The organism is Plantactinospora sp. KBS50 (genome assembly GCF_002285795.1).
Taxonomy (GTDB): domain Bacteria; phylum Actinomycetota; class Actinomycetes; order Mycobacteriales; family Micromonosporaceae; genus KBS50.
The window spans coordinates 5,771,843-5,784,619 of record NZ_CP022961.1; the positions used below are offsets into that span (position 1 = coordinate 5,771,843).

At 72.5% G+C, this 12,777-nt stretch carries 10 protein-coding genes; 6 read left to right on the forward strand and 4 right to left on the reverse strand.

Translation table 11 applies throughout. The features are described from left to right. Positions 1 to 10 precede the first annotated feature (10 nt). Entirely contained in the window at positions 11 to 664 is a 654-nt protein-coding gene (locus CIK06_RS24905; protein ID WP_095566842.1) for an O-methyltransferase, read from the forward strand. A gap of 45 nt (positions 665 to 709) precedes the next feature. Here the strand turns inward: CIK06_RS24905 and CIK06_RS24910 are convergent, their stop codons facing one another. The 4 genes from CIK06_RS24910 to CIK06_RS24925 all read right to left on the reverse strand — a co-directional run bounded on the left by CIK06_RS24910 (position 710) and on the right by CIK06_RS24925 (position 4,884). Then, a complete protein-coding gene (locus tag CIK06_RS24910) occupies positions 710 to 2,083 on the reverse strand; it encodes a sugar MFS transporter (RefSeq protein WP_095566843.1) in 1,374 nt (457 codons plus the stop codon). Positions 2,084 to 2,324: 241 nt separating this feature from the next. After that, on the reverse strand, positions 2,325 to 3,089 hold the full coding sequence (locus CIK06_RS24915) for an ABC transporter permease (protein WP_095566844.1): 765 nt from the start codon (positions 3,087 to 3,089) through the stop codon (positions 2,325 to 2,327). Between the two features lie 14 nt (positions 3,090 to 3,103). Continuing rightward, positions 3,104 to 4,060, reverse strand: a complete 957-nt coding sequence (locus tag CIK06_RS24920; protein ID WP_095566845.1) for an ATP-binding cassette domain-containing protein — start codon at positions 4,058 to 4,060, stop codon at positions 3,104 to 3,106. Between the two features lie 155 nt (positions 4,061 to 4,215). Continuing rightward, complete coding sequence (locus tag CIK06_RS24925; RefSeq protein WP_232533850.1) at positions 4,216 to 4,884, reverse strand: PadR family transcriptional regulator; 669 nt, start codon at positions 4,882 to 4,884, stop codon at positions 4,216 to 4,218. Positions 4,885 to 5,095: 211 nt separating this feature from the next. Here CIK06_RS24925 and CIK06_RS24930 point away from each other — a divergent pair, with 211 nt between their 5' ends. The 5 genes from CIK06_RS24930 (at position 5,096) to CIK06_RS24950 (ending at position 12,754) form a co-directional block, all read left to right on the forward strand. Continuing rightward, positions 5,096 to 6,850 (forward strand): biotin carboxylase N-terminal domain-containing protein, encoded by a 1,755-nt coding sequence (locus CIK06_RS24930; protein WP_095566847.1) that lies wholly within the window; start codon positions 5,096 to 5,098, stop codon positions 6,848 to 6,850. Between the two features lie 10 nt (positions 6,851 to 6,860). Beyond that, complete coding sequence (locus CIK06_RS24935; protein WP_095566848.1) at positions 6,861 to 8,300, forward strand: GuaB1 family IMP dehydrogenase-related protein; 1,440 nt, start codon at positions 6,861 to 6,863, stop codon at positions 8,298 to 8,300. A gap of 119 nt (positions 8,301 to 8,419) precedes the next feature. Continuing rightward, positions 8,420 to 8,917: a MarR family winged helix-turn-helix transcriptional regulator gene (locus tag CIK06_RS24940; RefSeq protein ID WP_095566849.1), complete on the forward strand. Its 498-nt coding sequence runs from the start codon at positions 8,420 to 8,422 to the stop codon at positions 8,915 to 8,917. Beyond that, entirely contained in the window at positions 8,911 to 10,644 is a 1,734-nt protein-coding gene (locus CIK06_RS24945) for an ABC transporter ATP-binding protein (protein ID WP_095566850.1), read from the forward strand. The genes CIK06_RS24940 and CIK06_RS24945 overlap by 7 nt, the downstream gene beginning before the upstream one ends. Positions 10,645 to 10,672: 28 nt before the next feature. Further along, positions 10,673 to 12,754, forward strand: a complete 2,082-nt coding sequence (locus CIK06_RS24950; RefSeq protein WP_095566851.1) for an ABC transporter ATP-binding protein — start codon at positions 10,673 to 10,675, stop codon at positions 12,752 to 12,754. Positions 12,755 to 12,777: the final 23 nt, after the last annotated feature.

Genomic DNA, 12,777 nt, shown 5'->3' on the forward strand with positions numbered 1-12,777 from the left:
CCGTCCGGTTATGAGCACCCGATCCGTACCGGTCACCGACGAACTGCACGACTATCTCGTAGCGCACGGGTCGCCGCCGGACGAGGTGGCCAGCGACCTGTACGCGGAGACCCGCAGGATCCTGCCGGCGGACGCCGAGATGCAGGTGGCCCCGGAGCAGGCCGCGCTGCTCACCCTGCTGACCCGGCTGGTCGGCGCGCGCAACGCCGTCGAGGTCGGCACGTTCACCGGTACGTCCGCGCTGGCGATCGCCCGCGGCCTGCCGCCGGACGGCCGGCTGATCTGCTGCGACGTCTCCGAGGAGTACACCTCCATCGCCCGACGGTTCTGGCGGCGGGCCGGTGTCGAGGACCGGATCGACCTGCGGATCGCCCCGGCCGTGCAGACGCTGCGGGCGCTGCCCACCGAACCGCACCTGGACCTGGCCTTCATCGACGCGGACAAGACCGGCTATCCGACGTACTGGGCCGAACTCGTGCCGCGGATGCGACCCGGTGGCCTGATCGGCGTGGACAACGTGTTCCGCAACGGCCGGGTGCTGTCACCGGTCAGCGAAGCCGACCGGGTGGTCGCCGACTTCAACGCCGCGGTGGCCGCGGACGACCGGGTCGAGGTGGTCATGCTTCCGCTCGCCGACGGGATGACGCTGGCCCGCCGCCGCTGACCCGCCCCGCCACCGCGGGGGCGCGGGGGACGCGGTGCGGGCGGATCAGGCTGGGGCGGGGGCGAACAGTTCGCGGCGCAGCCGCACCGCCAGCAGGACGGCCGCGGCGATGAAGAGCGGCAGCAGCAGGAACGCGAGATGCGGACCGACCCCGTCGGCCACCCAGCCGAGGACCACCGGGGCGATCCCGAAGCCCACCGCCACCGAGTACGACGAGTAGCCGGCCGCCCGGTCCGCCTGGTCACCGGCGGCGGCCAGGGCGATCGAGATGGCCAACGGGTAGTGCAGCGAGTTGCCCATGCCCAGCACGAGCAGGCCGACCACGGCGGGTACCGCCGCGGGCGCGGTCCAGAAGATGGTGAACCCGGCGCCGGAGAGGGCAAACGCGGCGAGCAGCAGCGGGATCGGGGCGACCCGCAGCGCGATGCGGCCGCCGACGACCCGGCCGAGGAACATGCCGGCGACGATCGCGGCCAGCGCGGCCGAGGCGGCACCCGCCGACATGCCGGCCGAGGTACGCAGTTCCAGCGCGGCCCACAGCGACAGGCAGACCTCGATGGATCCGGTGACCGACAGCAGCACCCAGGCGGTCCAGTAGGCGGGGGGCAGCCGCCCGAATCCCGGCCGGGCCGGCACGGCACCAGCAGGGCCAACGGCATCGGCGGGAGCCGGCACGGCACCGGCGGGACCGGCCGGCACGGGACCAGCAGGCACGGGACCGGCCGGCACGGGACCAGCCGGCACGGGACCAGCCGGCACGGGACCAGCAGGGCCAGGCGGCAGGGCACCAGCAGACCCAGCCGGCGTGGAACGAGCGGGTACCGGGCCGGCGGAACCAGCCTGCGGCGCACCGGCGGATCGGGCCGGTGTCCGGAAGACCACCGCGCCGAGGGCGAGCAACGCTATGAGGCCGATCTCGACGGCGAGTGCCGGCCGCCAGCCGCGGCCGGCGCTCACGGTGAGCCCGACGACGATCGGGGCCAGGACACCCATTCCGGCACAGGCGGCATTGGCCTCGCTGATCGCCGCGGGGGCGGCCGGCCCGTGCCGCCCGGCGAGGGTGGCGTTGACGCCGCTGACCAGGAGCATGCCGAAGGTGGCGGCGACGACCACCGCGCTCAGGGTGGCGGGCAGCGGCCGGAACGCGCACAGCCCAGCGACGCCGAGCGCCACGCCGGCCAGCCCGAGCCAGGCGGCCCGGCCGCGGCCCAGCCACCGGGCCAGCGGCGGGAAGAGGAAGCCGCCCGCGAGTGAGCCGACGGCGATGGCGGTGCTGTGCAGCCCGGCGACGGCCGCGGTCGTGCCCTGCTCGTCGCGCAGCAGCGGCACGACGGGACCGAACCCGTAGAGGAAGAATCCCCAGACGCCGAGTTGGCCGTAGCTCACCCAGGTTGTCCGGTCATGAACGAGGCGGGGCACGCCCCTTACGCTACAAGCGCTCGGAGCGTACGGCGCCGGGCTGAGAGGCAGCTCTCGTCCGGTGGGACCGTGCGGAACGCCTGGCCGGACGGCAGCCGCGCCGCGCCGCAGAACTCACCTGCACAGCGGCAACCGCACAGCGCGCCCGCACAGCGGCGACCGCACTTCCGGCGGGAGGTCCGCGGCGCGGGCGACACCCGGGCAACGCCACGGGGGCGGCGGTGGCCTCCGCCGCCCATCCTCAACGGACGCTGCGGGCGAACTCCCGGGCCGCCCAGACCACCGCGAGCAGGGCGATCACGCCGATCACGGTGAGGCCCTGCCACACGGAGTCGTCGCCGATGTTGCCGGCGAACAGCGCCCGGGCGCCGTCCACGGCCCAGGAGAACGGGTTCCAGTCGGCGATCCGGCGCAGCCAGCCGGGGGCGAACGCCAGCGGCAGCAGGATGCCGGAGAGCAGCAGTACCGGCTGGGCCACCGTGTTCATCATGGGCGCGAGCGCGTCCTCGCTCTTCACCCGCAGCGCCACCCCGTAGGACAGGGTGGAGGTCATCAGCGCGATCAACGCCAGCAGCAGGTACGCCAGCAGCAGGTCGCCGATCTGCACCCGCAGCCCGAAGGCGAGTGCCAGCACCGTGATCAGCACGGCCTGGAACAGCAGCGAGACCACGTCCCGCAGCGAACGGCCGAGCAGCAGGGCGAACCGGCTGACCGGGGTCACCCGGGACCGCTCGATCACCCCGGCGCGCAGCTCGGCGATCAGGCCGAAGCCCTGGAACAGGCCGCCGAAGATGGCCAGCAGGACCAGCAGTCCGGGCACGAAGATCCGGTACGTCTCGGCGTTGGTGGTGGCGCCGAGCGGCGCGAGCGCCGGTTTCAGCAGCGGGGCGAAGAGCAGCAGGTACATCACCGGTTGGAAGATGCCGACGAAGACCCACACGGGGTTGCGCAGCAGCAGCATGATCTGCCGCTCGAAGATCAGCCAGGTGTCGCGGGCGAGTTTCATCTCGTTGTCGCCTCTCAGCTTTCCCGCAGCGAGCGGCCGGTCTTGGTGAGGAACACGTCGTCCAGGCTGGGCCGGTGCAGGCCGATGGTGGCCAGGGCGATACCCGCGCCGTCGAGGGTGCGCAGGATCTGCGGGATGGCCACGGCGCCGTCGTCGACGTACAGCTTCAGGCCGCCGTCGTCCGGGGTTTCCAGCTTGGTGACGTACGGCTGGGTGTCCAGCGCCTCGGCGGCGCGGGCCACCGGGCCCTCGATGCCGACCTCGACGATGTCGCCGGAGATCTCGCGCTTGAGTGCGGCGGGCGTCCCCTCGGCGACGATCTCGCCGTTGTCCATGATCGCAATCCGGTCGCAGAGCGCGTCGGCCTCGTCCAGGTAGTGCGTGGTGATGAAGACCGTCATGCCCTCGGAGCGCAGCCGGCGGATCTCGTCCCACATGTGCGCCCGGCTCTGCGGGTCCAGCCCGGTCGTGGGCTCGTCCAGGAAGACCACCCGGGGTTCGTGGATGATGCCGAGGGCGATGTCGACCCGGCGGCGCTGACCGCCGGAGTAGGTCTTGCACTTGCGGTCGGCGTACTCGGTGAGCTGGAACGCGGCGAGCGCCTCGGCGGCCCGCTGCCGCGCCCGGGACCGGTCCAGCCCGTAGAGCCGCGCCTGGAGCACGAGTTCCTCGCGGGCGGTGGACTCGTCCCAGGTGCTGCCGCCCTGCGCCACGTACCCGATCCGGCGCCGCACCTGCGCGGGCTCGGTCCGCAGGTTGGCACCGGCGATGGTCGCCTCGCCGCCGTCCGGCTCGATGAGCGTGGCCAGCATCCGCAGCGTGGTGGTCTTGCCCGCGCCGTTCGGCCCGAGGAACCCGAAGATCTCCCCCTCGTCGACCCGAAGGTCCACGCCCCGGACCGCGTCGACGGACTTCTTCTCCCTGCCCTGTCGGGAGCGGAACGACTTCCGCAGCCCGATCGTCTCGATCATCTCTGCTCCCGATCGGCCGGACCGGGTGCCGCCGGCCCCCTCGTGTGGCCGGCGGCACCCGGCCGCGTCTCCCCCGGGGGCCGCGCCAACCGGCGCAAACCCCAACCCCGAGCGGAAGGCTAACGCGATATAGCTTCTATGGTCAAGGTTGATTATTACGCTTCTTCCGCGCCGCCAGCACCGCCGCCAGCACCGTCACCACCAGCGCCGCCGCCGGCGTCGGGCTCGACCATGGCGCGCCACCGCTCCCAACCCTCACCCGGAGGCATCTCAACAGGCAGGTACGACACTCCCCGCTCGATCCGGTCCGCGATCCGCTCGCACCAGGCGGCCTCGACCTCACCCCGGGCGACCCACAGCTCCGTCATCCAGGCAACATTCACAGGCTTGGATCTGATCCAGGATGACTCGGCGGCGGCCTGGACCGAGGCCACGTTGGCCGCGATGAGCCGGGCCCGGTTGCGCAACGCGGCCACGGCCTCCTCGCGGGGCAGCGCCGACAGGAAGGAGAACGCCGACATGAACGGGTCCGGCTGCTGGTGCAGCCCCCACCACAGGTCCCGGAGCATCCCCTCGAAGGCGTCCCGGCCCTTGTCGGTGATCTCGTACGTGGTCCGCGCCGGACGGGATCCCACCTGCTCGGTGGCGACCTCCCGGAGCAGTTCCTCCCCGGTCATCTTGCGCAGCGCGTGGTAGATCGACCCCGGCTGGACGTTGGCCCACTTGTCGGCGCCCCAGCTCAGCAACTCCCGCCGGACGTCGTAGCCGTGCACCGGCTGCATCCAGGAGACCAGGCCGAGGATCATCATTCGGGTTGGTGACACGACCCAAGCGTAATAGCCAAGTTTGACTATGCCGGAGCCCACACCGAGGGATCGTTAAGTTGATCATCGTCGCCGATACACTCCGGCGGTAACCTCCGGTCCACGAAGACCACCGCCCACGAAGACCACCGCCGACGAAACCGTCGCCGACGCGGTGGTCGCCCCGCCCGACCCGACGAGCCTCACCTGAGGAAAGAGGGGAACCGCCGCCGTGCGCAAGGTACTCATCGCCAACCGGGGCGAGATCGCCGTACGGGTGATCCGCGCGTGCCGGGACGCCGGGCTGGCCAGCGTCGCCGTCTATGCCGACTCCGATCGGGACGCCCTGCACGCGACCCTGGCGGACGAGGCGTACGCGCTGGGCGGGGACTCCGCCGCCGACACGTACCTGCGGATCGACAAGCTGGTCGAGGTCGCGGCGCGGGCCGGCGCGGACGCCGTGCACCCCGGCTACGGCTTCCTCTCCGAGAACGCCGACTTCGCCCAGGCCGTCCTGGACGCCGGCCTGACCTGGATCGGACCCACCCCGCAGGCGATCCGCGACCTCGGGGACAAGGTGACCGCCCGGCACATCGCGCAGCGCGCCGGCGCCCCGCTCGTACCCGGCACCTCCGAGCCGGTGGGCGGACCCGACGAGGTGCTGGCGTTCGCGGTCGACCACGGCCTGCCGGTGGCCATCAAGGCGGCGTTCGGCGGCGGCGGGCGCGGCCTCAAGGTGGCCCGGACGATGGACGAGATCCCGGCGCTGTTCGAGTCCGCCACCCGGGAGGCGGTGGCCGCGTTCGGCCGCGGCGAATGCTTCGTCGAGCGCTACCTCGACCGGCCCCGGCACGTGGAGGCGCAGGTGCTGGCCGACCGGCACGGCAACGTGGTGGTGGTGGGCACCCGGGACTGCTCGCTGCAACGCCGGCACCAGAAGCTCGTGGAGGAGGCGCCCGCGCCGTTCCTCACCGACGCGCAGCGCACCCAGATCCACGCCAGCGCCAAGGCGATCTGCCGGGAGGCCGGCTACCACGGAGCGGGCACGGTCGAATACCTGGTGGGCGCCGACGGCACCATCTCGTTCCTGGAGGTCAACACCCGGCTCCAGGTCGAGCACCCGGTCACCGAGGAGACCGCCGGCATCGACCTGGTACGGGAACAGTTCCGGATCGCCGACGGGGAGAAGCTGCGGTTGACCGCGGACCCGGCGCCGCGCGGCCACTCCATCGAGTTCCGGATCAACGGCGAGGACCCGGGCCGCGGTTTCCTGCCCGCCCCCGGCACCGTCACCGCGCTGCGGCTGCCGACCGGGCCGGGCGTGCGGGTGGACGCCGGCATCCGCGCCGGCGACGTGATCGGCGGCAACTTCGACTCGCTGCTGGCCAAGGTGGTCATCACGGGCGAGACCCGCGCCGAGGCGATCGAGCGGGCGCGCCGGGCGCTGGACGAGATGGTCGTCGACGGGATGGCCACCGCGCTGCCCTTCCACCGGCTGGTGGTCCGGGACCCGGCGTTCACCGCCGAACCGTTCACCGTGCACACCCGGTGGATCGAGACCGGGTTCGACAACACGGTGCCGCCGTTCGACGCGGCCGCCGCGGCCGCCGCGCCGGCCGCCGCCGAGCGCGAGACCGTGGTGGTCGAGGTGGGGGGCAAGCGGCTGGAGGTCACCCTCCCGGCCGGCCTCGGCGCCGGTACGGCCGCGCCGGCGCCCGCGGCACGCCGGCCGGCCCGCCGCGGTGGTGGTTCCGCGGCCGGCACGGCGGCCGGCGGCGACGCCCTCACCTCACCCATGCAGGGCACCATCGTGAAGATCGCGGTCGCCGACGGGGACACCGTGGCCGAGGGGGACCTGGTGGTGGTGCTGGAGGCGATGAAGATGGAGCAGCCGCTGCACGCGCACAAGGGCGGCGTGGTGACCGGCCTGGCCGCCGAGGTTGGTGCGGTCATCTCGGCCGGCGCCACGATCTGCACGCTCGTGTGAGCATGTTCGGGTGCGTTTTCTTTCCGGCGCGGCACCCGCGCACGACCTGACCTACAGCGACGTCTTCATGGCGCCGACCCGTTCCGACGTCGGCTCCCGGCTGGACGTCGACCTGTCCACCGCCGACGGGACCGGCACCACGATCCCGCTCGTGGTGGCGAACATGACGGCGGTGGCCGGGCGGCGGATGGCCGAGACGACGGCCCGGCGCGGCGGGCTCACCGTGCTGCCCCAGGACATCCCTCTGGAGGTGGTCACCGGGGTGATCGCCTGGGTGAAGAACCGGCACCTGGTGCACGACACCGCCATCACGCTGGGTCCGGCCGACACCGTGGGCGACGCCATCCACCTGCTGCCCAAGCGGTCGCACGGCGCGGTCGTGGTGGTGGACGCGCAGGAGCGGCCGCTCGGCGTGGTCACCGAGGCGGACACCGAGGGCGAGGACCGGTTCACCCAGCTGCACCACGTGATGTCGACCGAGCTGCACACCGTACCGGCGGAGGCCGATCCGCGTACCGGCTTCGACCTGCTGTCGGCGGGCCGGCGCCGGTTGGCCCCGGTGGTGGACCGCGAGGGGCGCCTGGTCGGGGTGCTGACCCGGCAGGGCGCGCTGCGCGCCACCCTCTACCGGCCGGCCCTGGACGCCCACCGGCGGCTGCGGGTGGCCGCGGCGATCGGCATCAACGGCGATGTCGCGGGCAAGGCGGCGGCGCTGTTCGCCGCCGGGGTCGACACCCTGGTGGTGGACACCGCGCACGGCCACCAGGAGCGGATGCTGGCGGCGCTGCGGGCGGTCCGCAAGCTCGACCCGCCGGTCCCGGTCGCGGCCGGCAACGTGGTCACCGCGGCGGGGGTGCGGGACCTGGTCGAGGCGGGTGCCGACATCGTCAAGGTCGGCGTCGGCCCGGGTGCCATGTGTACGACCCGGATGATGACCGGGGTGGGCCGGCCGCAGTTCTCCGCGGTGCTGGAGTGCGCGGCGCAAGCGGGCCGGCTGGGCCGGCACGTCTGGGCCGACGGCGGGGTGCGGCACCCCCGGGACGTGGCGCTCGCGCTGGCCGCCGGCGCCGCCAACGTGATGATCGGCTCCTGGTTCGCCGGCACCTACGAGTCCCCCGGCGACCTGTACGTCGACCCGGACGGCCGGCGGTACAAGGAGAGCTTCGGGATGGCCTCGGCCCGGGCGGTGAGCGCCCGCACCGGCGAGGACAGCCCGTTCGACCGGGCCCGCAAGGCGGTCTTCGAGGAGGGCATCTCCTCGGCCCGGATGCACCTGGACCCGGTTCGCCCGGGTGTGGAGGACCTGATCGACGAGATCGTCGCGGGCGTCCGCAGCGCGTGCACCTACGCGGGCGCGAGCAGCCTGCCGGAGTTCCGGGAGCGGGCCCTGATCGGGGTGCAGAGCGCGGCCGGATACACCGAGGGGATGCCGATCCCGACGAGCTGGTGAGCCGCCCGCGGCAGCACCCGGTCCGGCCCGGTCCCGGGCTGGACCGGGTCCGCGCCGCCGGCGGACGTCCCCGGGAAAATAGTTTTGGCCCCTAACGGTCAGGAGGCTAACATGTCGCCGTGGATCCGGTACGCCTCGACGACATCCCGCTGGGCCGGCTGGTGCACGTGGCCGGCCGGCTCGTGGGGCAGCGCTGGAGCGCCCACCTCGCCGAGCGGCACGGGCTGACCCCGGCCGGGATGCAGGTGCTGTTCGCGCTGGCCCGGCACGGAGAGGCCGGCCACCGTGAGATCGCCGAGCGCTGCTTCGTCCGGCCGGCGACGCTCACCGGGATCGTGGACACCCTGGAGCGGGGTGGTCTCGTCACCCGCCGCCGGGATCCGGCCGACCGGCGGACCGTGCGGCTGGCGCTCACCGAGAGCGGCGACCGGCAGGTCCGGGAGCTGTTCGAGATGGTCCATCGCCGGGATCCACTGACGTCCGTCGACGCCGACCCGGCGAACGCGGCGGTGATCCGCCGGTTCCTGCTCGAACTCATCGCAACCATGTCTGACGGGGAGGACAACGGGTTGAGCCAGGCAGACCACCAACGGGCCCCGGGAGGCGGCCGATGCTGATCCGGATACTGCGGGAGCACCTGCGTCCCTACACGGCCGCGCTCACCGGGGTCGTGCTGCTGCAACTGGTCGGGACGATGGCCTCGCTCTACCTGCCGAGGCTGAACGCCGACATCATCGACCGCGGCGTCGCCCGCGGCGACACCGGCTACATCCTGACCACCGGTGGCTGGATGCTGCTGGTCAGCAGTCTCCAGATCGCCTGCTCGATCACCGCGGTGTACCTCGGCGCGCGTACCGCCATGGGTTTCGGCCGGGACGTCCGGGCGGCGCTGTTCGACCGGGTCGGCACGTTCTCGGCCCGCGAGGTCGCCCAGTTCGGCGCCCCCTCGCTGATCACCCGCAACACCAACGACGTGCAGCAGGTCCAGATGCTGGTGCTGATGAGCTGCACGATGATGGTCGTCGCTCCGATCATGTGCGTCGGCGGCGTCGTCATGGCGCTCCGCGAGGACGTCGGGCTGTCCTGGCTGATGCTGGTCAGCGTTCCGGTGCTGGTCGTGGCCATCGGGCTGATCATCCGGCGGATGGTGCCGCAGTTCCGGCTCATGCAGACCCGGATCGACACGATCAACCGGGTGCTCCGCGAGCAGATCAGCGGCATCCGGGTGGTCCGCGCCTTCGTCCGGGAGCCGTACGAGACGCGGCGGTTCGCCGTGGCGAACGAGGACCTGACCCAGACCGCGCTGCGCACCGGCCGGTTGATGGCGATGATCTTCCCGGTCGTGATGCTGGTGCTCAACCTCTCCAGCGTGGCCGTGCTCTGGGTGGGCGCCTCCCGGGTGGACGCCGGAAAGATCCAGATCGGCGCCCTTACCGCGTTCCTGACCTACCTGATGATGATCCTGATGTCGGTCATGATGGCCACCTTCATGTTCATGATGGTGCCGCGGGCCACCGTCTGCGCCGACCGGATCGCCGAGGTGCTGGACGTCGAGTCCTCGGTACGCCCCCCGGCGCGACCGGTGACCGAGGTCTCCACCCACGGCGAACTGGAGCTGCGGGACGTGAGCTTCCAGTACCCGGGCGCCGCCGCCCCGGTGCTGCGCAACGTCTCGTTCCGCGCCACCGCCGGCCGCACGACGGCCATCATCGGCAGCACCGGTGCCGGCAAGACCACCCTGGTCTCCCTGGTGCCGCGCCTGTTCGACGCCACCGGCGGGACGGTCCTGGTCGACGGGGTCGACGTCCAGGACCTCGACCCCGACCTGCTGTGGAGCCGGATCGGGCTGGTGCCGCAGCGGCCGTACCTGTTCTCCGGGACGGTGGCCAGCAACCTGCGCTACGGCCGACCCGACGCGACCGACGAGCAGTTGTGGACGGCGCTGGAGATCGCCCAGGCCCGCGACTTCGTGACCGAGATGCCGGGCGGCCTGGAGGCACCGATCGCGCAGGGCGGCACGAACGTCTCCGGCGGCCAGCGGCAGCGCATCGCGATCGCCCGCGCCCTCGTCCGCGACCCGGAGATCTACCTGTTCGACGACTCGTTCTCGGCCCTCGACCTGGGCACCGACGCCCGGTTACGCGCCGCGCTGCGCCCGATCACCCGGGACGCCGCGGTGGTGATCGTTGCCCAGCGGGTCAGCACGATCATCAACGCCGATCAGATCGTGGTGCTGGACGACGGCGCCGTCGTGGGCCTCGGCCGGCACGACGAGCTGCTGGAGAACTGCCCGACGTACGCGGAGATCGTCGCCTCACAGCAGACCACGGCGGCGCTGGCGTGACCGGGCACGGTGAGACGGGGGAACCGGGATGACCGAGACGACGAAGCCGGCCGGCCCACCGCCGGCCCGGACGCCCGCCGCGGGCGGGCCGGCCGCGGGAGGCCCGGCGCGGCGCGGCGCCGGCGGCGGACCGCCCTGGATGAGCGCCGGCATGCCGGCCGAGAAGTCGATGAACTTCGGCCCGTCGGCCCGCCGGCTGCTGGGCCGGCTGCGACCGCACCGCGGCCAGCTCGTCGCGGTCATCACGCTGGCCGTGCTCAGCATCACGGCCAGCGTGATGGGGCCGAAGATCCTCGGCCGGGCCACCGACCTGATCTTCGCGGGGGTGCTCGGCAAGCTGTTCCCGGCCGGAATGACCCACGAGCAGGCCGTCGCGGCGGTCCGCGCGTCCGGCAACGGCAACATGGCCGACATGCTGGACCGGATGGCCGTGGTGCCCGGCCAGGGCATCGACTTCGCCGCGCTGCGCACCGTGCTGCTGGTGGTGCTGGCCCTGTACGTGGTGGCCAGCCTGCTGATGTGGCTCCAGGGTTACCTGCTCAACGGGCTCGTGCAGGCCACCATCCTGCGGCTGCGGGCGGACGTCGAGGACAAGCTGAACCGGCTGCCACTGCCGTACTTCGACCGGCAGCCGCGGGGTGAGCTGCTCAGCCGGGTCACCAACGACATCGACAACATCTCCCAGACGCTCTCGCAGACCCTGAGCCAGCTGCTCACCTCGCTGCTCACGGTGGTCGGCGTGCTCGCCATGATGGTGGTGATCTCGCCGCTGCTGGCCGTGGTGGCGCTGGTGGCGATCCCGCTGTCGGTGCTGGTCACCCGGCAGATCGCCAAGCGGTCCCAGCGTCAGTTCGTGGCGCAGTGGACGCACACCGGCGCGCTGAACGCCCAGATCGAGGAGGCGTACACCGGGCACGAGCTGGTCAAGGTCTTCGGGCGGCAGCGGGAGGTGAAGGCCACGTTCGCCGAGAAGAACGAGGAGCTTTACCGGGCGAGCTTCGGCGCCCAGTTCGTCTCCGGGATCATCATGCCGTCGATGATGTTCATCGGGAACCTGAGCTACGTGGCCATCGCGGTGGTGGGCGGGCTCCGGGTGGCCTCGGGCACCATGAGCCTCGGCGACGTGCAGGCGTTCATCCAGTACTCGCGCCAGTTCACCCAGCCGCTGACCCAGGTGGCCTCGATGGCCAACCTGCTGCAGTCCGGGGTGGCCTCGGCGGAGCGGGTGTTCGAGGTGCTCGACGCCCCGGAGCAGAGCCCGGATCCGGCCAGCCCCGCGCGGGTCGACCAGCGGCGCGGCCGGGTGGAGTTCGAGCACGTCTCGTTCCGCTACGAGCCGGACAATCCGCTGATCGACGACCTTTCGCTGACGGCCGAACCGGGGCACACGGTGGCCATCGTCGGTCCCACCGGGGCCGGCAAGACCACGCTGGTGAACCTGATCATGCGCTTCTACGAGCTGGACGCCGGCCGGATCACCCTGGACGGCGTCGACATCACCACCATGCGCCGGGACGAGCTGCGCGGTGGGATCGGCATGGTGTTGCAGGACGCCTGGCTGTTCGGCGGCACGATCCGGGACAACATCGCCTACGGCAACCCCGACGCCAGCCAGGAGCAACTGCTCGACGCGGCCCGCGCCACCTTCGTCGACCGGTTCGTGCGCAGCCTGCCGGACGGCTACGACACGGTGATCGACGAGGAGGGCAGCAACGTCAGCGCGGGCGAACGGCAGCTCATCACGATCGCCCGGGCGTTCCTGTCCGATCCGTCGCTGCTGATCCTCGACGAGGCGACCAGCTCGGTGGACACCCGCACCGAGGTGCTGTTGCAGCGGGCCATGGCCGCCCTGCGGGCCGAGCGGACCAGCTTCGTGATCGCGCACCGGCTCTCCACCATCCGGGACGCGGACCTGATCCTGGTAATGGAGCACGGCCAGATCGTCGAGCAGGGCACCCACGATCAGCTGCTGGCGGCCGAAGGCGCGTACGCCCGGCTCTACCAGGCGCAGTTCTCGGCCGCGGCGGTGGACCTGGACGCCGGGCCGGAGGCGGGCGCCGCACCCGTACCGGTGGGTGCGGGGCCGCGCCCCCGGACACCGGCACCCTGACCGGGCGGCGGCGGACGGGCAGG

Coding starts and splice junctions, on each gene's coding strand:
- CIK06_RS24905 (WP_095566842.1), top strand. CDS start 11: ATGAGCACCCGATCCGTACCGGTCACCGACGAACTGCACGACTATCTC.
- CIK06_RS24915 (WP_095566844.1), bottom strand. CDS start 3,089: ATGAAACTCGCCCGCGACACCTGGCTGATCTTCGAGCGGCAGATCATG.
- CIK06_RS24920 (WP_095566845.1), bottom strand. CDS start 4,060: ATGATCGAGACGATCGGGCTGCGGAAGTCGTTCCGCTCCCGACAGGGC.
- CIK06_RS24945 (WP_095566850.1), top strand. CDS start 8,911: ATGCTGATCCGGATACTGCGGGAGCACCTGCGTCCCTACACGGCCGCG.
- CIK06_RS24950 (WP_095566851.1), top strand. CDS start 10,673: ATGACCGAGACGACGAAGCCGGCCGGCCCACCGCCGGCCCGGACGCCC.